Origin of the sequence: Pseudonocardia parietis (genome assembly GCF_017876315.1) — a bacterium.
GTDB classification, from domain to species: domain Bacteria; phylum Actinomycetota; class Actinomycetes; order Mycobacteriales; family Pseudonocardiaceae; genus Pseudonocardia; species Pseudonocardia parietis.
Genome location: NZ_JAGINU010000001.1, coordinates 2,874,915 through 2,894,441 on the forward strand (window position 1 = coordinate 2,874,915; position 19,527 = coordinate 2,894,441).

Sequence of the window (19,527 nt, forward strand, 5' to 3'; positions counted from 1 at the left end):
CTCCGGCTGTCAGACGGCGCCGACCGGGTGGAACTCCGGCCGGGGCGCGGCCGTCGGCGGGCCGATCTCGGCCCAGGTCGTCTTGCCCGCGGCGTGCCGGCGCACGCCCCAGCGCCGCGACACGGCCGAGACGATCTGCAGGCCGCGGCCCCGGGCCGCCGAGGGGTCGAGTGGTTGCTCGCGTCCGGGTGTCGCCGACCCGTCCCGCACGGCCACGCGAACCGCGCCGTCGTGCACGTCGGCGGTGAGCCGCATCGGCGTGCGGGCGTGGTCCACGCCGTTCGCGACCAGCTCGTGCAGCACCAGCAGGGCATCCTGGGCCACCGGCTCCGGCACCAGTGCGGTCAGGAAGCGTTGCAGCGCGAGCCGGGCGCGCCGGCACGACGTGTGCCGGGCCGGCAGGTGCAGCGCCCATGATCGATCGGGCATCCTCGCCCTCCCTTCCCTGTCCCACGGCCGGCACCGTGGTCGGACCACGACCGGTTACCCCGTGTGGCCGAAACGCACACCTCCGACCGCCATCGAGGGCGTGCGGCCGGGGCCGGGGTCACCGGGTACTCGGCAGGTCCGGGTCGTCGGGGCCTCCGGGGGTGGCGTCGCCGGGAGCGGCGGACGGGCGGGGATCCGCCGGCGCCGGGGGAGCGGCGGTGTCCGCGCCGGGTACGACGAACGGCACGGTGCCGGTCGGGGTGTCGCCGGCCGCGTGCCGGTGCGGAGCGGGATCCCCGGCCTCGCGGATGATCTGGAAGTGCCCGGTCCGCCGTACCCGCTGGGCGAGCGGGGCCCGGTGACGGGGCGGGCCGGTCAACCGCCGGTGCGCCCGGCGCAGCAGCATCGCCACCACCAGCGCGACCGGCACGGCGAGGGCCACCTGCCACCAGGCGGTGGCCCAGAAGTGCACCGTCGCGACGAACAGCGCGGCGAGCGCCACCGCGGCCACCCTGATCAGCATGAGCTGAGTGCGGACCCGCCGGTCCCGGTTGCCCTTGCGCAGCTGGGGTGCGGTCCGCGACAGCGCCCACAGCAGGTAGAGGGCCAGCAGCCCGAGCGCCACGTACCCGGAGACCCGGCGCAGATCCATGCGGCGGGCTCGCACCCGATCGACGTCGCGTTACGGGTCGTCAGCGCAACGCCAGCAACGCGAGGTGCACCGCGGTGCGCACCTCGGGGTCGGCCAGGTCGGCGCCGAGCAGCGCGGACAGCGTGCGGATGCGGGCGTACGCGGCGGGTCGTCCGGTCCCGATCCGGCGGGCGACGTCGGCGACGACCCCGCCCGCGTCGACGAGCGCGTGCAGGCCGTGCAGGGCCCGGGCGCGTTCCGGGGCGTCGAGCGCCAGGACCGGGCCGAGCGTCTCCTCCACGAAGCCGAGCAGCCGCGGGTCGTCGCGCAACTGCCAGGCGAGCCCGCGCACGCCGAGCCCGGAACGCCGGTGCGGCCCGCCCGGCGGCACGGGGGCCTGCGGGCCAGGCTGCCGGGCTGCGGCGACGAGCCGGGCCTCCCGGAGCAGCTCGGGGAGCGTCTCGAACGGGCCGGGCCCGGCGACGGTCGCGACGACCGGACCCGCCGCGGCGACCCGGGCGGCCAGACGGTCGCCGGGTGAACCCGCCGGGACGAGGACGGCGACCGCGGGCACCTGCTCGTCGTCGGCGCCCCCGGAGCCGGGCAGCGTCGCGACCAGCGCGCCGGGCGCCGCGTCCGGCAGCGTCGTCTCGACGAGCGACCGCAGCTCCGCCGGTGCCGGCCCGGCGAGCAGCACGACCTCGACCTCCCCGGTGACCGGCACGCCGCACGCCCGAGCGCGGACCGCCAGCCCCTCGACGTCCACCGGTGTCGCCGCCGCGAGCTCACCCACCAGCCGGTCGTGTGCCGCCCGGAGCAGCGCCCCGGGATCCGGCCCGAGCAGCGACAGCGCGTCGGCGGCGTGCCCGAGGACGGTGGCGACCCGGTCGGCGGTGTCCGGCGCGGGCCGCGACGGCACGACCAGCCGCCCCCACCGGGTACCGGGCCGTCCGAGCGGGGCCACCTCCCAGCCCTCCGGGCCGGCCGGCCCGGCCAGCCGGGACCGTGCCCGCCAGTCCCGCAGGTCCGGCGCCCCCGCGCTCAGCAGCACCCGGTGTGCGAGGTCCTCGGCCACCACCGGCGCGCCGAGGAGCGCGGCGGCCTCGTCGACGACCCGGCCCGGCGCCGCCCCGTGCAGGGTCAGGGTCCGGAACACTGTCCCGGCGTGCTCGGCGAACGCCGCCCGGTCGTGGCGCGCCGTCAGGATCCGGGCCAGTACACCGGCCACGATGTCGGCGAAGCGCACCGTCCGGCGCAGCTCGACCAGCGGGAACCCGGCGGCCCGCGCGGCCTGCACGAGCGCCCCGGGCAGCGCGGTGAGGTGCTGGCCGATCTCGACGACCAGCCCGACCGCGCCCGCGGCACGTACGGCGTCGACGTAGCGCGCGGGATCGGTGGTGGGGTCGGCGGCGGGGAGCCCGACCGACAGGACCAGCACGCCCTCCGGCAGCGTCCCGGCCGGATCGGCGAGCTCACTGACGTGCACCCAGCGGACCTCGGCGTCGAGCGCGTCGCGTCCGGCCCGCACGACCGGCGCCCCGCAACGGACCTCCGGCCGCGCCAAGACCTCCGCGATCGTCGGATACACCGGTTGCACTCCGCTCGGTGTGACGGCCCGGACGATACGGATCGTATCCCGCACGAGCCCCGTGGACCGTCGACGATCAGGAGTCGCGTGCCGCCCGCCGGACAAGGAGCCAGCCATGACCGCACTCGACGACGCCACCGCCCGCGAGGCCGGTGCGACGCCCGACGCTCCCGCGATGTCCCCGGCGGCCGCGTCGGCGGGCAGACACCTCTGGATGCACTTCGCCCGCATGCACGGCCGCGACGGCGCCGACCCGGTCCCCGTGATCACCAAGGGCGAGGGCGTGCACCTGTGGGACGACCGGGGCAGGCGGATCCTCGACGGGCTGGCCGGGCTGTTCGTCGTGCAGGCCGGGCACGGCCGTCGCGAGCTCGCCGAGGCCGCCGCCCGGCAGGCGTCGGAGCTGGCGTACTTCCCGGTCTGGGGCTACACCACGCCGCCGGCCGCCGAACTCGCCGAGCGGCTCGCGCACCTGGCCCCGGGCGACCTGAACCGGGTCTTCTTCACCTCCGGCGGCGGCGAGGCCGTCGAGAGCGCGTGGAAGGTCGCCAAGCAGTACTTCTCGCTGCGCGGCAAGCCCACCAAGCACAAGGTGATCAGCCGGGCCACCGCCTACCACGGCACCACCCACGGGGCCATGGCGATCACCGGGCTGCCGGCGATGAAGAAGGACTTCGAGCCGCTGGCCCCCGGCGGGTTCCGGGTGCCGAACACCAACCTGTACCGCCACCCCGAGTTCGACGGCGACGCCGAGGCGCTCGGCCGCTGGGCCGCCGACCGGATCGAGGAGGCGATCGGCTTCGAGGGCGCCGACACCGTCGCCGCCGTGGTGCTGGAGCCGGTGCAGAACTCGGGTGGCTGCCTGACCGCGCCGCCGTCGTACTTCGCCCGGGTCCGCGAGATCTGCGACCGGCACGACGTGCTGCTGGTCTCCGACGAGGTGATCAACGCGTTCGGCCGCCACGGGCATCCGTTCGCCTGCAGCAGGTTCGGCTTCACCCCGGACATCGTCACCTGCGCCAAGGGCATGACGTCGGGCTACGGCCCGCTCGGCGCGATGATCACCTCGGACCGGGTGATCGAGCCGTTCCTGGAGCCGGGTGTCACGTTCCCGCACGGCTACACCTGGGGCGGGCACCCGGTCTCGGCCGCCGTCGCGCTGGCGAACCTCGACCTGATGGAGCGCGAGGACCTCTACGGCCGGGTCCTCGGCAACGCCGCGGCGTTCGAGGCGACCCTGCGCAAGCTCGAGGACCTGCCGATCGTCGGCGACGTCCGCGGCGACGGCTACTTCTGGGCGATCGAGCTGGTGAAGGACAAGGCGACCCGCGAGACGTTCGACGCGGCGGAGCGGGAGCGGCTGGTCAAGGGCTTCCTGCCGCGGGCGCTGCTGGACAACGGGCTCTACTGCCGGCCCGACGACCGGGGCGACGTCGTCGTGCAGCTGGCGCCGCCGCTGATCGCCGGGCAGGCCGAGTTCGACGAGATGGAACAGATCCTGCGCCACACATTCACCGAGGCCTGGGCGCTGGTCTGACCGGCGGGACGGCGCGGTCAGCGGACCCGCGACGGCCGGGGCCGGCCGCGCCGCCGGTAGCTGTAGGCGAGCAGCACCAGCAGCAGCACGCCGGAGAGGATCAGTCCCGCTCCCGTGGCCGCGCCGCCGAACGGCAGGCTCGGCACGACCCACCAGACGATGCCCGCGACGATCGACACCACGCCGGTGAGCACGGAGAGCATGATCCGCGCCCGGGTGGCCACGCTCTGCTCGGCGGCGTCCGCCGCGTACCGGCGGACCAGTCCCAGATAGCGGTCGGCGATCGGGAACTGCTTGGCGAGCACCAGCACACCGGCCAGCACCAGCAGCATCCCCGGCCCGGGCAGCACCAGCAGCGCGACCCCGGCGAGCAGGAGCAGACCCCCCACGAGTGCGGTGACCACGCGCACCACGGACGGGCCGGGCCGGCGGGTGGGCGAACGGCGCATGGTCCCCGGCATACCCGCCACGCCCGGTGGTACGCCCGTCAGTTGTTCCCCAACCCGCCGGTAACTACGTTGAGACCGGCAGGCGACGGGAACCTGCCGGACCACGCCGACGGGGGATTCCATGACGACCGACGCGCGAACCGGCTCGCCCGAGGTGATCGTCCTCCAGGCCCGGTCGCACACCGAGCGGGCGATCCTGCGCCGCTGGGCCGCGGAGCACCATCCCGGGGCGCCGGTGGTGCCGATCGGCGACGGCCCGGAGGCCCCGGCCGCGCTCGGTGAGGCCCTGCACGGTGACGGCACCGTGGTCGTCCCGGCCCGCGTCGCCTGGGTGACCCCGGAGGTCGGGGATCCCGGCGCGATCGGCAAGCTGCGCGGGCTGGTCACCACCGCCGTCATGCGGATGGCCTGGTCGCCGCTGCATCCGGCGCTGGCCCGGCACCGCCCGGACTCCGCCCGGGTGGCCGTCGGCGAGCCCGCGACCGTCGCCGACCTGATGTCGCGGTTCGTCGCGCAGGAGAACGGGCGGCGCGGCTCGGACGGGTTCGCCCGGTTCGTCGCCCGGCAGGCGGTGCTGGCCTGCGACCGTGCCGAGCGCCGCATCCTCGGCGACCGGTACAAGGTTCCGCGCCGGATGGTCGAGCAGATCACCTCCGCCACCCGCTTCTCCGAGCTGGTCGCCCGGCTCGCGACCCGGACCGGCCGGCCCGCGCCGGACGTCGCCGAGCAGCTCGAGGACTGCCTGCACGAGATGGCCGCGGTGCAGAGCCCACCGGCCATCGACGTCTTCCGGGCGATCATGGGCCCGATGCACGCCAAGGCCTGGGACGTCCAGGTCGACGAGGCCGGCCTCGAGCGGCTGCGCGAGCTCAACCGGGACCACGCGCTGGTCTTCCTGCCCAGCCACCGGTCCTACGCCGACCCGCTGCTGCTCGCGGAGGTCCTGCACGAGCGCAACTTCCCGCGCAACCACGTGCTCGGCGGGAACAACCTGTCGTTCTGGCCGATGGGCGCGCTCGGCCGCCGGGCCGGGATCGTGTTCATCCGGCGCAGCTTCGGCGGCGACGCGGTCTACAAGGCCGCGATCCAGGAGTACCTCGGGCACCTGCTCGCCAAGCGGTTCAACCTCGAGTGGTACATCGAGGGCGGTCGCAGCCGGACCGGCAAGCTCCGCCGCCCCCGGGTCGGCCTGCTCCACTACCTGGTCGCCGCGATGGAGGACCGGCCCGGGCTGGACGCGATCCTGGTCCCGGTCTCGATCGCCTACGACCAGCTGCACGAGGTCGGCGCGATGGCCGCCGAGCAGCGGGGCGGCGAGAAGAAGGCCGAGGGCCTCGGCTGGCTCTACCACTACTTCCGTGAGCAGAGCAGGCACATCGGCACCGCGCAGGTCCGGATCGCCGAGCCGGTCTCGCTGCGCGACGCCCTCGCCGAGGCAGGGGACGGCTCGGCGCAGCTCGAGAAGGTGGCGTTCCGGGTGTGCGCGGGGATCAACGCCGTCACCCCGGCCACCGCCACGTCGCTGGTCACGTTCGCGTTGCTGTCCGCCCGGGACCGCGCGCTGACCCTGCAGCAGGTCCGTGAGGTCGTCGCCCCGCTCGCGGACCACCTGGAGGCGCGCGACGTCCCCGTCCCGATCGCGGAGCTGCGGACCCGGCACGGCCTGCGGATGACGCTGGACCGCCTCGCCGACGCCGGCGTCGTCACCGTCTTCGAGGGCGGGACCGAGCCGGTCTTCACGATCGGTTCCGGCCGCCACCACGTGGCCGCCTTCTACCGCAACGGGACGCTGCACCACCTGCTCAACCGGGCGCTGCTGGAGGTGGCGCTGCTGCGCATCGGCGACGCGCGCGACGACGAGGACCTGCTCGACCTCGGGTGGCGCGAGCTCTCCCGGTTGCGGGACCTGCTGAAGTTCGAGTTCTTCTTCTCCACCCGCCGCGAGTTCCGCGGCGAGATCCTGCGCGAGCTCGACCTCGTCGATCCCGACTGGCGACAGCGCAACGCGCGCCCGGCCGACGTCCGCGCGTCGTTGCGGCAGGCCCCGCTGCTGGTCGCCCCCGGTGTGCTCCGCTCCTTCCTCGACGCCCAGCTCGTCGTCGCCGACCGCCTCGCGGCACTGGGTGACCGGCCGCTGCCGGAGGAGAAGGAGTTCCTCGACGACTGTCTCGGCGTGGGCCGGCAGATGCTGATGCAGCACCGGCTGGACCGGCCCGACTCGGTCTCGCGGGAGCTGTACGCCACCGCGTTGCGGCAGGCGGAGAACCGGGACCTGGTCGCCGACGGCGACGGTGTGCCGCTCACCGAGAAGCGCGGGTTCTGGCTCGCCGAGGTGACCGCGGTGATCGATGATCTCGGGAGGCTGGGCGACCTGCAGCGGGCGCGGCTCGAGGTGGTCCTGGGGACGGGCGACGACGAGCCACCGCCGGCGCGGGCCCTGCCGGCAGCCCAGGAACGTGAGGAGGGGGACCGTGGTGTCGCGAGCTGAATCCGGCCGGGCGCAGCGCCTGCGGGCGATCCGGGAGGCGCCGCCGGGACCGGGGACCGTCGCGTACTTCGACTACGACGGCACCGTCATCGACGGCTACTCGGCAGGCGCGTTCTACCGCACGCGGCTGCGCGAGTTCGACGTCGGCCCGGTCGAGCTGGTGCGCACGCTCCGGTCCGGGATGCGTGGCATCCGCACCGACGAGGACTTCAAGGAGTTCCTCTCCATCACCCTCGCCACCTGGAAGGGGCGCACCGAGGACGAGCTGCACGCCCTCGGCCGCGCGCTGTTCCGCGACGAGATCGCCGGCGCGCTGCACCCCGAGATCTGGGAGCTCGTCACCGCGCACACCGAGCAGGGTCACCAGGTGGTGATGGCGTCCTCGGCGACCCGGTTCCAGGTGCAGCCGATGGCCGAGGAGCTCGGCGCCGACCGGGTGCTGTGCACCGAGCTGGAGGTGGCCGACGGCGTGCTCACCGGCCGGGTCTCCGGCATCTCGCTGTGGGGTGCCGGCAAGGCGGCCGCGGTCCTCGCCGACGCCCACGACCAGGGCGTCGACATCGGAGACTGCTTCGGCTACGCCAACGGCACCGAGGACGCCGAGTTCCTCTCCGCCGTCGGGCACCCGGTCGCGGTGTCGCCGACCGACTCGCTGCGCGAGCTGGCGACCGAGCTGGGCTGGCCGATCCTGGACTGCGCGCCCCGCGGCGGGCTGTTCCCCGACGTCACCGACCTGGCCCGCACCGCCGTCTTCTACGGCGGCATGGCAGGTGGGCTGGCCGCGGCGGCGGGGGCGGGCCTGCTGCACGGCTCGCGCCGCACGTTCGTCGACATGGCCGCCGGGGTCGGCGCCGACGTCGCGTTCGGACTCGCCGGGATCGGCGTCGACGTCACCGGCGCCGAGCACCTCGTCGCCGCCCGGCCGTGCGTGTTCGTGTTCAACCACCAGTCCAAGTTCGACGTGCCGATCCTGATGAAGCTGCTGCGCGAGAACTTCACCGGGGTGGCGAAGAAGGAGGCGGCGCAGATCCCGGTCTGGGGCCAGCTGTTCCGGATCGCCGACGTCGCCTTCGTCGACCGGGGGAACTCCACCCAGGCGCGTGCGGCGCTGCAGCCTGCCGTCGACAAGCTCCGCGAGGAGGGGATCTCGCTGGCCATCGCCCCGGAGGGGACCCGGTCGCCGACCCCGCGCCTCGGCCGGTTCAAGAAGGGCGCCTTCCACATCGCGATGCAGGCCGGGGTGCCGATCGTCCCGGTCGTCATCCGGAACTCGGGCGAGATCATGTGGCGCGGTGCGCAGACACTGCGCGGCGGCACCGTCCAGGTGGTCGTGCACCCGCCGATCGACACCACGGACTGGGTGCCCGAACACGCGGGCACCTACGCCGAGGAGGTCCGCGAGCTGTTCCTCGACACCCTGGCGCGCTGGCCGGAGCGGCGGGTGGTCCTGGAGGAGGGCACACCGGATGAGTGACACCCCGGGGACCTGGGGCGGTGCCCGCGAGATGTCGCCGTTCGAGGTCATCATGTGGCGGGCCGAGGCGGGCGAGCCGCGCCTGCGCTGCCCGGTGCTCGCGGTGGAGATCCTCGACGCGACGCCGGAGTGGGACCGCCTGTGCGCCGCCGTCGACTGGGCGACCCGGATGGTCCCGCGGTTCCGCGAGCGGGTGCGGGAGCCGCTGGGCGGGCTCGGCACGCCGTACTGGATCCACGACGTCGAGTTCGACCTGCACTACCACCTGCGGCGCGTGCGGCTCCCGGGAGCGGGGACCGAGGTCTGGAGCGGGCTCGGCCCGATCGCCGAGCAGTTCTCGATGACCCCGTTCGACCGGGCCCGGCCGCCGTGGGAGGCGATGCTGGTCGAGGGACTGCCCGGCGGGCGGTCCGCGTTCCTGTTCAAGCTGCACCACGTGCTCACCGACGGGATCGGCGCCGTCCAGCTGCTGTCCCAGCTGCACAGCCGCAAGCGGGAGCACGACGACGCCAAGCCCCAGCCGCCGGCGCCCGCGACCGAGGCGCCGGACCCGGTCGCCGAGATCGACCGGCTGGTCCGCCGCGAGCTCGGGACGGTGCCACGTGCGGCCCGGGCCGTGCGTGACGTGCTCGGCGCGCTCACCCGCCCGGTGTCCGCGGTCCGCAGCACCGCCGGTTACCTGGGATCCGCGGTCCGGGTGCTGTCCCCGCCGTCCGGTGCGGCGTCGGAGCTGCTGCGCCCGCGCGGGCTGTCCTGGCGGTTCGCCGCGCTGGACGTGGCCTTCGCGGACCTGCGCGCGGCGGGCAGGTCGGTGGGCGGGTCCTTCAACGACGCCTACCTGGCCGCCCTGCTCGGCGGGTTCCGGCTCTACCACGAGGAGATGGGCCATCCGGTCGCCGCTGACGCGACCCTGCGCACGTCGACACCGGTCTCGGTGCGGCGGGCAGGCGACGTCGCCGGGGGCAACCGGTGGGCGCCGGCCCGGATCAGCGCCCCGATGGGGATCGTCGACGCGGGGGAACGGATGCGCACGGTCGGCGCCCGGATGCGCGCGGCGCGCGACGAGCCGGCCCTGGAGAGCCCGGACGTCGTCGCGCCGTTGGTGGCCCGGCTGCCCGGGCCGGTGCCGGCGGCACTGGTCGTCGGCGCCGGGACCGCCGGGACCGACCTGCAGGCGTCCAACGTTCCGGGACTGCGTTCCGAGGCGTACCTGTGCGGGGGCCGGATCGAGCGGGTCTACCCCTTCGCCCCGCTGCCCGGCTGCGCCGCGATGATCTCGGTGGTCACCCACGGCGACACCTGCTGCGTCGGCGCGAACCTGGACGCGGCCGCGATCACCGACCGGGACCTGTTCACCGAGTGCCTCGCCGCCGGGTTCGCCGAGGTCCTCGCCGTGGTACCGGGTTCGGCGGAACCGGTGGTCGTGCGGTGACCGCGTACCGGCGCGGCGGTTCGGGGGAGCCGCTGCTGTTGCTGCACGGGGTCACGTCGTCGTGGCGGGCGTGGAAGCCGGTGCTGCCGATGCTCGAACAACACCACGACGTCTGGGCGGTCACGATGCCGGGCCATCTCGGCGGGCCGCCGCTGCCCGGCGGCGACTTCTCGATCGACGTCGTGGTGGACGCGCTGATCGAACAGCTGGACGAGCTGGGGGTCGACGAGGCCCCGCACGTCGTCGGGAACTCGCTCGGCGGCTGGGCTGCGCTGGAGCTGGCCCGGCGTGGGCGGGCGCGCTCGGTGGTCGCGCTGTCCCCGGCCGGGGCGTGGGGGATGCCGTCGGACCTGTACCGGCTCCTCGCGACCTTCCGGGTGGGTGCGCTGCTCGCCGGGTGGCGGCCGGTGCGCCGGCTCGCCGGCTGCGGGCTGATCCGGCGCCTGCTGCTGCTCACCGTCGCCGAGCGTGCCGACCGCTACACCCCCGAGGAGGTCGACGAGCTGTTCGACGACCTCGCCGGCTGCACGATGCTGGAGCCGTTGCTGTCCGCCGCGAGCATCGAGACCGCGATCGCGCCGTTCGACGAGCTGCCGTGCCCGATCCGCATCGCCTGGTCCGGCTCGGACCGGACGATCCCCTTCGCCCGGTACGGGCAGCCGATGGTGGACGCGGTGCCGGGTGCCGACCTGGTCGTGCTGCCCGGGGTCGGGCACGTTCCGATGGTCGACAACCCGGCGCTGGTCGCGTGGACGATCCTGCAGCACACCCGCTTCGAGGTGACGTCCTAGGCACCTGCGGTGATCTTCAGCGGATCAGTCGTGCTCGGTCTGCTGTTGCTGGGCCAGGGCCGCGGAGACGGCCTTGACGACCGCGTCCTCGGCGCGTTGCGCGTCGACGCCGAGGCCGGACAGGACACCGTCGCCGTCCTCCTGCTCCAGCAGCGCCAGCAGGATGTGCTCGGTGCCGATGTAGTTGTGCCCCAGCCGGAGCGCGTGGCGGAAGGTGAGCTCGAGCGCCTTCTTCGCAGCCGGGTCGAACGGAATGAGGTCCGGGACGTCGTCGGCCCGTCCCGGGAGCACCGCGGTGGCGGCCGCGCGGATCGCGTCCGGGGCGATGCCCTGGCGGGACAGCAGCACGACGGCGAGTGCCTGCGGATCGGCGAGCAGCCCGAGCACCAGGTGTGCCGGGGCGATCAGGGCGTTACCCGCCGTCGCGGCCTCGTTCTGCGCGGCGACCACGACGTTGCGGGCCCGCGGGGTGAAGCGCTCGAAGCCCTGCTGCGGGTCGAGCGGCTCGGACGCCTTCGGGACGAACCGCTTCTGGGCGGCCTGTTTGGACACGCCCATGCTGCGGCCGATCTCGGTCCAGGACGCGCCCGAGCGGCGGGCCCGGTCGACGAAGTGGCCGATGAGGTGGTCGGCGACCTCGCCGAGGTGGTCGCCGGCGATGACGGCGTCGGAGAGCTGGTCGAGCGGGTTCTCGTGGGTGCCGGTGATGGCGGCGATGAGGTCGTCGAGCCGGACGGTGTTCGTGATGGGAGAAGGTGAGGTCATGCGGTCAACCCTAGGTTGACGGTGGCGGATCGTCAACCATGAGTTGACCGTGCGCCGCCGCGCGGCGGGCTCGCCTGCTCGGTACTCTCCGCGCCCACGGCTGTCACACGATCGCGTGAGGTGAACGGTGTGCGACGCCTCCGGTGCTCCGCGGCGGTCCTGCTCGGTGTCCTCGTGCTCGCCGGGTGCACCCGCACCACGATCGAGGGTCTGCAGGTGCGTTCGGGTCCGGGGACCGGGCACGCGGTCGTCGGCACCATCCCGGAGGCGGGCACCCCGGTCCGGATCGGCTGCTGGCAGCGCGGGGAGCCGATCTACGGCGACACCGTCTGGTACCGGATCCTCGGCCCCGAGGAGGGCTGGGTGACCAACTACTACATCCGCACCACGCGCGAGCTCGGGAGCAACCCGGCCTGCTGAGCGGGCCCGGTGCTCACTCGTGTTCCGGCAGCAGGGGCGCCTCGAGCCCCTGGTCGCGGCCGAGCTGGGTGGCGCGGGCGACCGAGCCCGCACCGAACCGGCGGCGCACCTCGTCCAGCGCGGTGTCCAGCGCCGGGCCGGCGTGGGCGTCCAGCGGTAGCTCCAGCTGCAGCGCGTCGTCGCGGTCCAGGTTGGTCAGCGACAGCCCGAGCAGGGTGATCCCGCGGTCGCGGATCTCCGGTGTCGCGGCGACCAGCAGCCGCCGCGCCGCGGCCAGGATCGTCGGGGTGTGCGCGGTCGGGACCGGCAGCGTGTGCGAGCGGGTCACCCGGGCGTAGTCGCCGAAGCGCAGCCGCAGCACCACGGTCCGGCAGACCCGTCCGCCCGTGGGGCCCCGCTCCCCGTCCTTCGGTGCGCGCAGCCGGCGGGCCAGCCGGTCGACGGTCCCGGCGAGGACGGCGTCCAGCTCCTCGTCGGTGCGCGGGCGGCGGCCGAGCGCCCGCTGCGAGCCGATCGAGCGCCGGGTGCGGCGCGTGTCCACCGGCCGCGGGTCACGCAGGTGCGCCAGCGCGTGCAGGTGCCGCCCGGCGGCGGGCCCGAGCCGGGACACCAGTGCGGGCTCGCCGAGCGCGGCGACGTCGGCGACCGTCCTGACGCCGAGCTCGTGCAGCTTGTCGGCGGTCACCGTGCCGACGCCCCACAGCCGTTCCACGGGCAGCGGGTGCAGGAACTCCCGCTCCCGGCCGGGTTCGACGACCAGCAACCCGTCCGGTTTCGCGACCCCGCTCGCGACCTTGGCCAGGAACTTCGTCCGCGCGATCCCGACGGTGATCGGCAGTCCGGCCTCGTCCGCGACCCGGGCGCGCAGCCGCGCGGCGATCTCCCGCGGGACTCCGGCGATCCGGGCCAGGCCGCCGACCTCGAGGAACGCCTCGTCGATCGAGAGGCCCTCCACCTCGGGCGTCACGTCCCGGAAGATCGTGAACACGGCCCGGCTCGCCTGCGAGTAGGCGGCCATCCGCGGCGGCACGACGACCGCGGCCGGGCACAGCGCGCGGGCTTGCCTGCCGTTCATCGCCGTCCGCACCCCGTAGGCCTTCGCCTGGTAGCTGGCCGCCAGCACGACCCCGCCGCCGACGATCACCGGCCGGTCGCGCAGGCGCGGGTCGTCGCGCTGCTCGACCGACGCGTAGAACGCGTCCAGGTCGGCATGCAGGATGGTGGCCAGGCCGCGCACGAACACATGTTCGCATCCGGCGGCCCCGCGGTCGAGGTCGTGTCAGCTCCCGCCGGTGCGGCTCTGCCAGCGGACCAGCGCCTTGCGCGCCGCCTTCGCCACCCGCTTGTCGGGGTGGAACCCGCCGATCTCGGCGAGGACCTCGCCGAGGCGCGGGTGGTCGAGCCGCCACAGGGCGTCGAACACGTCCACCGTCTCCGGCGGGAACTCGCGGGCGAACAGCGTCGGCCACTCGTCGGTCCCGATGGTGTCGACGGTGACGGCGAGGACGTCGACCGAGGCGCGCAGCAGCAGCTCCGGCTCGACCGTGAGCGGGTCGAGCAGGCCGCGTGCCACCAGCCGCCGGGCGACCTGCGCCCGGTGCGGCCCGTCGAGGTGCTCGCGGAGCAGGCGGTCGACGACGTCGGCGCCGAACCGCTCCGCGGCCACGCTGGTCGCGGTCAGGACGACGACCAGCGGCTGGTCCGGCGCGAGCGCCCGGGTGACGAACGCGGCGACGGCCTCGTCCGGGTCGGGCTGGGCCGCGTGCCAGGTGTCGATGTCGCGGCGCCACTCGTCCGGCGGCACCTCGCCCGCCAGGTCGACGATCTCGGTGACCTGCGCGACCGCCGGATCGGGCCGGCTGGGGTAGCCGAGCCCCTCGGCGGTCAGGACGAGCAGCGCGCACGCGACCCCGCCGGGGGTGAGCGTGACCCGCCCGCCCGAGCGGTGCTCCTGGCGGAGCAGGTCGTCGTGCACCATCGTGGTGTCCTGCCAGCGGACGAGGCCCAGCCGTTCGAGGCGGGCGGTCAGCAGCCGGGCCCAGTGCGGCGCGCCCTCGGCGAGGGTGAACTCGGCGTTCCAGCCGAGCACCAGGTCGAGCAGCGCGACGAGGTCGTCGAACGCCATACCGTCGTCCGGGTGGCGGAGCAGGGCCAGGAACGCGGGCGTGGCGTCGTCGGCCGGCTCGGGGAACTCGGAGTCGTCTCCGGTGTCGTCGTCGAGCAGGTCCTCGACGATCTCGGAGGGGTGCGCTCCGTCGCCCGCCGCGGCGAGCTCCCGGGCGAGGACCTCGATCGCGAGCTGCTCGGCGTCGCCCTCGACCGGCTTGTCGTCCGTCTCGTCGAGGGCCGTCTCGTCGAGGTCGATGTCGCCGAGGTCGGTGTCCTCGTCGAGCAGGCCCTCCAGCAGGCCGTCGTCGAGGTCGTACCCGTCGTCCGCGCGTCGCCGGCCGGGCAGGGAGACGGTCAGCGCCCCGGCGTCGCGCGCGGCCAGCACCAGGTCCTCGTGCGCGGAGGTGTCGTCGAGCCCGGCGAACCGCTCGTCGGCGACGAGCCTGCCGTCCTCGCGGCGGACCGCGCCGGCGCCGACGGCCGTCTCCAGGACCCAGGTCAGGTTCGTCAGCCGGTCCGCCCGGCCGAGCCGGGCGTACCGGGGCGCGTCGAGGTCGTCGGTGTCCAGTTCCGTGGCCAGGTGCTTCGCGTCGGCGAGCCGCAGGTTGCCGGTCTTCGTGAGCTGCCGGCCCTTCGCCCCGCACCACTGCGCCAGCGCGCGGGCGTCGCGCACGATCGGCGCCTGCGCCGCGGACTCGGCCCGTTGTGCGGGCCCGGGGATCCGCACCGGGTCCGGGGGCGTGTCGAACTCGGCGAGCACCGGGTGGACGGGGCCCGACTCCAGCTCGTCGTAGTCGTCGGCGTAGGCGGTGCACAGCCGCCGGATCTGCGAGGGTCGCGGGCTCTGCGCGGTGAGCAGCCCGCACTCGTCGAGGTACTCCAGGAACACCGCCACGGTCAGCGGGACCAGGCGCAGCGGCAGCCGGTGCTCGGTCATGACCCGCGGGCACCAGCCGTCGAGGAAGGTCTCGACCTGTTCCAGCGGCCAGTCGGCGAGATCGCCGTCGGCGGCGAGCCACTTGTACTGCAGCAGGAGCTCGGCCGACGTCGGCTCGGCGACGAGCTCGTTCTCGTCGAGCCAGCCGGCGAAGCCGCTGAGCAGCTGCCCCGCGCGCTCGTGGAACGCGTCGTCCTCGTCCACCCCGAACTGCATGCGCATGGTCCGAGTGTGCACCGTCGGCCCGGCCCCGCGTGGGTCGGCGTGTCCGGAGCCGGGCCGGGCCGGAACGGGCAGGATGGTCCGGGAGATGACGACCCTGTTCGCCCTGCTGATCGCCGTCGCCGCGATGATCGGCAACACGATCGCGGCCCTGTGGGAGGCCAAGGGCAGCAGGCTGGCCCGGTACGGACGGCCGGTGTGGCAGCAGCCGTGGTTCCTGGCCGGCCTGTTCGCCGACGTCCTCGCCTGGGTGCTCACCGTGGTCGCGCTGCGGTACCTGCCGGTGTTCGCGGTGCAGTCCATCCTGGCGGGGGCGATCGCGCTCACCGCGCTGGCCGACCACGACTGGAACCCGTGGAACATGATCCGCCGCGACCGCTGGGCGGTCCTCGCGGTGCTGGCCGGCCTGGTGCTGGTCGCGGCCGCCGCGGAGCCGGAGCGCCCGGACGCGCTGCCGCCCGCGGCGACGCCGGTGCTGCTCGCGTCGTTCGCGGTGCTGCTGGTCGCAGCCCCGTTCGTGTGGCGGTCGGGGCGGCCGATGCTGCTGGCGCTGCTGGCCGGGCTCGGGTTCGGCGGCACCGCGCTCGCCGTGCGGGCCATCCACCCCGGTCCGCTCCGCTGGGAGACGGTGACCGACCTGCTGGTCGATCCCCTGGTGTACGGGATCGTGCTGATGGGTGTGCTGGGTGTGCTGGCCTTCGCGAAGGCGCTGCAGAGCGGCGCGGTCGGGACGGCGACGGCGGTGCTGTCGGTGACCGAGGTGGTCGTGCCCGGGGTGCTCGGCATCGCGCTGCTCGGCGACCGGATCCGGCCGGGGTGGGAGGGCGTCGCCCTGCTCGGCGTGATCGTCGCGCTGGCCGGGGTGGTCGCCCTGACCCGCCCCGATCCCGACTCGGTGCGCCGCAGGGTGCATTGACGGGCCCGCCCCCCGGCGTTGCAACCTCGCCGCAACCCGTGTCGCGGATCACGAGTGTGGTGTTCACTTTCCTCGTTGCCCCGACGACCGTGGCGGGACGGCGAGCGCCGCCGCGGTCGTGTGAACCACTCGCCGGAGGTGCTGCAGTGACCACCACGCAGGAGAAGTCAGCGGCGCGCACGACGGCGGAGGGCTGGCTCACCGCCTTCGCCGACGCGCTGTCCGCCCGTGACGTCGACCGGGCCGTGTCCCTGTTCGCGGACGAGTGCTACTGGCGCGACCTGGTCTCCTTCACCTGGAACCTGAAGACGGTCGAGCACCACGACGGGGTCCGCGACCTGCTGTCGCAGACCCTGGCGGGCACCGACCCGTCGAACTGGACGCTCACCGCCGAGCCGGCCGAGGCCGGCGGCGTGACCGACGCCTGGTTCGCCTTCGAGACGGCCGTGGGGCGCGGGTCCGGACACGTCCGGATCGTCGACGGCCGCGCCTGGACGTTGCTCACCACCCTCGACGAGCTCACGGGCCACGAGGAGCCGATGCGGGAGCGGCGCCCGTTCGGCACCGAGCACGGCGCGAACCCGGACCGGATGACGTGGAAGGAGCGGCGCGACGACGAGCTCGCCGAGCTGGGCCGCACCCGCGACCCCGAGGTCGTGGTCATCGGTGGCGGGCAGGGCGGTATCGCGCTGGGCGCCCGGCTGCGCCAGCTCGGCATCCCGGCGATCATCGTCGAGCGCAACGAGCGGCCCGGTGACTCGTGGCGCAAGCGCTACAAGAGCCTCGCCCTGCACGACCCGGTCTGGTACGACCACCTGCCGTACCTGAAGTTCCCGGACAACTGGCCGGTGTTCGCGCCGAAGGACAAGATCGGCGACTGGCTGGAGTTCTACACGCGGATCATGGAGCTGAACTACTGGGGCTCCACGACGGCCCGCTCGGCGACCTTCGACGAGGCCGCGGGCCGCTGGAGCGTCGTCGTCGACCGGGCGGGGGAGGAGATCACGCTGCGGCCGCGCCAGCTCGTCATGGCGCTGGGCGTCTCCGGCAAGCCGAACATCCCCGAGTTCCCCGGCCGCGAGCAGTTCCGGGGCGAGGTGCAGCACTCCTCGCAGCACCCCGGGCCGGACGCCTACCGGGGCAAGAAGGTCGTCGTCGTCGGGTCGAACAACTCGGCGTTCGACATCTGCGGCGCGCTCTGGGAGGTCGGCGCGGACGTCACGATGGTGCAGCGCTCCTCGACGCACATCATCAAGTCCGAGTCGCTGATGGAGTACTGCCTCAAGGGGCTCTACTCCGAGGAGGCCGTCGCGAGCGGGGTCGACACCCGGACCGCGGACATGATCTTCGCGTCGCTGCCGTACCGGATCATGAACCAGTTCGAGAAGCCGAACTACGACACGGTCCGCGAGGTGGACGCCGACTTCTACGCCAAGCTCGAGAAGGCCGGCTTCGAGCTGGACTTCGGTGACGACGACTCCGGGCTGTTCATGAAGTACCTGCGCCGCGGCTCGGGCTACTACATCGACGTCGGCGCCGCCGAGCTCGTCGCCGACGGCAAGGTGAACCTGGTCGGTGGCCAGGTGCAGGAGTTCACCGAGAAGGGTGTCCGGCTCGCCGACGGCACCGAGCTCGGCGCCGACCTGGTCGTGTTCGCCACCGGCTACCGGTCGATGAACGGCCTCGCCGCCGACATCGTCGGCCAGGAGATCGCCGACAAGGTCGGCAAGGTGTGGGGCCTGGGCTCCGAGACCACCAAGGACCCCGGTCCCTGGGAGGGCGAGCAGCGCAACATGTGGAAGCCCACCCAGCAGCAGAACCTGTGGTTCCACGGCGGCAACCTGCACCAGAGCCGGTTCTACTCGCTGTACCTGGCGTTGCAGCTCAAGGCCCGCCAGGAGGGCATCGCGACCCCGGTCTACGCGCTGCAGGACCGGCACCACCTGGCATGAGCGTCGTGAGTGGTCATCGCGGTCCGATCCGCGATGGCCACTCACGAGCATCAGTCCAACGGCGGTGTCCGAACGGGGCACGCGGATGGCGAAGATGGTGTGACCGCCGTCACGCGATCAGGAGCGACAATGAAGTCGATCTTCTTCCATCTCATGCCGTACCGCGACCTCCCGGTGGACTTCGAGCAGCGTTACGAGTCGATCTGGGTCACGCCGCCGAACACCGAGCTGTGCGACCCGCGCCGGGTGGCGCAGTACTACCAGTGGAACCTCGACGAGCTGGAGCTGGCCGACCGGCTCGGCTTCGACGGCGTCGGGGTGAACGAGCACCACCAGAACGGCTACGGGTTCATGGCCTCGCCGAACCTGATGGCCGCGGCGCTGGCCCGCCGCACGCCGAACAACTCGGCCATCATGGTCCTGGGCAACACGCTCGCGCTCTACGCGCCTGCCACCCGGGTGGCCGAGGAGTTCGCGATGCTCGACGTGCTCTCCGAGGGCAGGCTCGCCGCCGGGTTCCCGGTCGGGACCTCGATGGACGTCAACTTCTGCTACGGCGTCACGCCCACCGAGACCCGGCCACGCTTCCGGGAGGCCGAGGAACTGATCATCAAGGCGTGGACCGAGCCGGGGCCGTTCGCCTTCAACGGCCGGTTCAACCAGCTGCGGTACGTGAACCCGTGGCCGCAGCCGCTGCAGAAGCCGCACCCACCGGTCTGGCTGGCGGGCGGCGGCTCGGTGGAGACCTGGGAGCTGGCCGCGGCGAAGAACTACACCTACAGCTACCTGAGCTTCTTCGGCGCGAAGTTCGGCAAGAAGCTGATGGACGGGTTCTGGTCCACGATGGACGAGCTCGGGATCGACCGGAACCCGTTCCGGGCCGGGTTCGCCCAGCAGATCTGCGTGTCCGAGACGGACGAACGGGCCGAGAAGGAGTATCTCGAGCACGTCACCTACTTCTTCAACAAGTGCCTGCACATCCCGCCGTACTTCTTCGAGGCGCCCGGGTACCGGACCCGCAAGTCGACCGAGTTCGCGATCAAGACGAACCAGCCCGGCGCGATCGCGGCGGCCGCGGCACTGGACAAGAACTGGAAGACCCTCGTCGAGGAGGGCTTCATCATCGCCGGCAGCCCGGCGACCGTCGCCGACCGGCTGATCGAGGTCGCCCGCACGCTGCGGGTCGGCAACCTGCACGCACTGCTGCAGATCGGCTCGATGCCGCACGAGCTGACCAAGAAGAACATCACGCTGTTCGCCCAGGAGGTCATGCCGCGGATCCGCCACATCTGGGACGACGAGGGCTGGACCCACGACTGGTGGCCCTCCGGGGCGGCGGTCCGCGCCGTCGCCGGCGAGCCGGCCGTGCAGGCGTGAGGGGGCGACG

General features: G+C 73.8%; 16 protein-coding genes. 9 read left to right on the plus strand and 7 right to left on the minus strand.

Annotated features, from left to right (window positions below; genetic code table 11):
- Positions 1-9: 9 nt before the first annotated feature.
- The 3 genes from JOF36_RS13615 to JOF36_RS13625 all read right to left on the minus strand — a co-directional run bounded on the left by JOF36_RS13615 (position 10) and on the right by JOF36_RS13625 (position 2,648).
- The gene (locus JOF36_RS13615; protein ID WP_210027147.1) at positions 10-429 is read right to left on the minus strand and encodes an ATP-binding protein; all 420 of its coding nucleotides are present in this window, start codon (positions 427-429) and stop codon (positions 10-12) included.
- 118 nt (positions 430-547) lie between these two features.
- The gene (locus JOF36_RS13620) at positions 548-1,081 is read right to left on the minus strand and encodes a hypothetical protein (protein WP_210027149.1); all 534 of its coding nucleotides are present in this window, start codon (positions 1,079-1,081) and stop codon (positions 548-550) included.
- A 40-nt stretch (positions 1,082-1,121) separates the two neighbouring features.
- Positions 1,122-2,648: a PucR family transcriptional regulator gene (locus JOF36_RS13625; RefSeq protein WP_210027151.1), complete on the minus strand. Its 1,527-nt coding sequence runs from the start codon at positions 2,646-2,648 to the stop codon at positions 1,122-1,124.
- A gap of 175 nt (positions 2,649-2,823) precedes the next feature.
- Here JOF36_RS13625 and JOF36_RS13630 point away from each other — a divergent pair, with 175 nt between their 5' ends.
- Positions 2,824-4,185: an aspartate aminotransferase family protein gene (locus JOF36_RS13630; RefSeq protein ID WP_210035565.1), complete on the plus strand. Its 1,362-nt coding sequence runs from the start codon at positions 2,824-2,826 to the stop codon at positions 4,183-4,185.
- Positions 4,186-4,202: 17 nt separating this feature from the next.
- On the opposite strand, the gene JOF36_RS13635 is transcribed toward JOF36_RS13630, so the two are convergent.
- Positions 4,203-4,634 carry a PGPGW domain-containing protein gene (locus JOF36_RS13635; RefSeq protein WP_210027152.1) on the minus strand — a complete coding sequence of 144 codons (432 nt, stop codon included), beginning with the start codon at positions 4,632-4,634 and terminating at the stop codon, positions 4,203-4,205.
- Between the two features lie 121 nt (positions 4,635-4,755).
- On the opposite strand from JOF36_RS13635, the gene JOF36_RS13640 reads away from it, so the two are divergent.
- The 4 genes from JOF36_RS13640 to JOF36_RS13655 are packed head-to-tail and all read left to right on the plus strand — an operon-like array spanning position 4,756 to position 10,819.
- Positions 4,756-7,122 carry a glycerol-3-phosphate 1-O-acyltransferase gene (locus JOF36_RS13640; protein ID WP_210027154.1) on the plus strand — a complete coding sequence of 789 codons (2,367 nt, stop codon included), beginning with the start codon at positions 4,756-4,758 and terminating at the stop codon, positions 7,120-7,122.
- On the plus strand, positions 7,109-8,596 hold the full coding sequence (locus tag JOF36_RS13645; RefSeq protein WP_307862368.1) for an HAD-IB family hydrolase: 1,488 nt from the start codon (positions 7,109-7,111) through the stop codon (positions 8,594-8,596). The genes JOF36_RS13640 and JOF36_RS13645 overlap by 14 nt, the downstream gene beginning before the upstream one ends.
- Positions 8,589-10,028, plus strand: a complete 1,440-nt coding sequence (locus JOF36_RS13650; RefSeq protein ID WP_210027158.1) for a wax ester/triacylglycerol synthase domain-containing protein — start codon at positions 8,589-8,591, stop codon at positions 10,026-10,028. Before JOF36_RS13645 ends, JOF36_RS13650 begins: the two co-directional genes overlap by 8 nt.
- Positions 10,025-10,819, plus strand: coding sequence for an alpha/beta fold hydrolase (locus JOF36_RS13655; protein WP_210027160.1), 795 nt, complete (start codon positions 10,025-10,027; stop codon positions 10,817-10,819). Before JOF36_RS13650 ends, JOF36_RS13655 begins: the two co-directional genes overlap by 4 nt.
- A 24-nt stretch (positions 10,820-10,843) precedes the next feature.
- Here JOF36_RS13655 and JOF36_RS13660 read toward each other — a convergent pair whose 3' ends face one another.
- Positions 10,844-11,584 carry a Clp protease N-terminal domain-containing protein gene (locus JOF36_RS13660; protein WP_210027161.1) on the minus strand — a complete coding sequence of 247 codons (741 nt, stop codon included), beginning with the start codon at positions 11,582-11,584 and terminating at the stop codon, positions 10,844-10,846.
- A gap of 129 nt (positions 11,585-11,713) precedes the next feature.
- Between JOF36_RS13660 and JOF36_RS13665 the strand changes: the two genes are divergently transcribed.
- The gene (locus tag JOF36_RS13665) at positions 11,714-12,004 is read left to right on the plus strand and encodes an SH3 domain-containing protein (RefSeq protein ID WP_210027162.1); all 291 of its coding nucleotides are present in this window, start codon (positions 11,714-11,716) and stop codon (positions 12,002-12,004) included.
- Positions 12,005-12,017: 13 nt separating this feature from the next.
- Here JOF36_RS13665 and dinB read toward each other — a convergent pair whose 3' ends face one another.
- Together dinB and JOF36_RS13675 are read right to left on the minus strand one after the other, a co-directional pair.
- A complete protein-coding gene (gene dinB, locus JOF36_RS13670) occupies positions 12,018-13,247 on the minus strand; it encodes a DNA polymerase IV (protein WP_210027163.1) in 1,230 nt (409 codons plus the stop codon).
- A gap of 36 nt (positions 13,248-13,283) precedes the next feature.
- Positions 13,284-15,272, minus strand: coding sequence for a hypothetical protein (locus JOF36_RS13675; RefSeq protein ID WP_210027164.1), 1,989 nt, complete (start codon positions 15,270-15,272; stop codon positions 13,284-13,286).
- Positions 15,273-15,360: 88 nt separating this feature from the next.
- Between JOF36_RS13675 and JOF36_RS13680 the strand changes: the two genes are divergently transcribed.
- From JOF36_RS13680 to JOF36_RS13690, 3 genes are all read left to right on the plus strand, one after another.
- A complete protein-coding gene (locus JOF36_RS13680; RefSeq protein WP_210027165.1) occupies positions 15,361-16,188 on the plus strand; it encodes a hypothetical protein in 828 nt (275 codons plus the stop codon).
- A gap of 146 nt (positions 16,189-16,334) precedes the next feature.
- Positions 16,335-18,140 (plus strand): NAD(P)/FAD-dependent oxidoreductase, encoded by a 1,806-nt coding sequence (locus JOF36_RS13685; protein WP_210027166.1) that lies wholly within the window; start codon positions 16,335-16,337, stop codon positions 18,138-18,140.
- A gap of 129 nt (positions 18,141-18,269) precedes the next feature.
- A complete protein-coding gene (locus JOF36_RS13690; RefSeq protein ID WP_210027167.1) occupies positions 18,270-19,517 on the plus strand; it encodes an LLM class flavin-dependent oxidoreductase in 1,248 nt (415 codons plus the stop codon).
- The last annotated feature ends 10 nt before the right edge of the window (positions 19,518-19,527 follow it).

Bases quoted from the DNA above. Each gene is read 5' to 3' on its own strand.
- JOF36_RS13615 (WP_210027147.1), bottom strand. From the start codon at position 429: ATGCCCGATCGATCATGGGCGCTGCACCTGCCGGCCCGGCACACGTCG.
- JOF36_RS13620 (WP_210027149.1), bottom strand. From the start codon at position 1,081: ATGGATCTGCGCCGGGTCTCCGGGTACGTGGCGCTCGGGCTGCTGGCC.
- JOF36_RS13630 (WP_210035565.1), top strand. From the start codon at position 2,824: ATGTCCCCGGCGGCCGCGTCGGCGGGCAGACACCTCTGGATGCACTTC.
- JOF36_RS13635 (WP_210027152.1), bottom strand. From the start codon at position 4,634: ATGCGCCGTTCGCCCACCCGCCGGCCCGGCCCGTCCGTGGTGCGCGTG.
- JOF36_RS13640 (WP_210027154.1), top strand. From the start codon at position 4,756: ATGACGACCGACGCGCGAACCGGCTCGCCCGAGGTGATCGTCCTCCAG.
- JOF36_RS13650 (WP_210027158.1), top strand. From the start codon at position 8,589: ATGAGTGACACCCCGGGGACCTGGGGCGGTGCCCGCGAGATGTCGCCG.
- JOF36_RS13660 (WP_210027161.1), bottom strand. From the start codon at position 11,584: ATGACCTCACCTTCTCCCATCACGAACACCGTCCGGCTCGACGACCTC.
- JOF36_RS13675 (WP_210027164.1), bottom strand. From the start codon at position 15,272: ATGCGCATGCAGTTCGGGGTGGACGAGGACGACGCGTTCCACGAGCGC.
- JOF36_RS13680 (WP_210027165.1), top strand. From the start codon at position 15,361: ATGACGACCCTGTTCGCCCTGCTGATCGCCGTCGCCGCGATGATCGGC.
- JOF36_RS13690 (WP_210027167.1), top strand. From the start codon at position 18,270: ATGAAGTCGATCTTCTTCCATCTCATGCCGTACCGCGACCTCCCGGTG.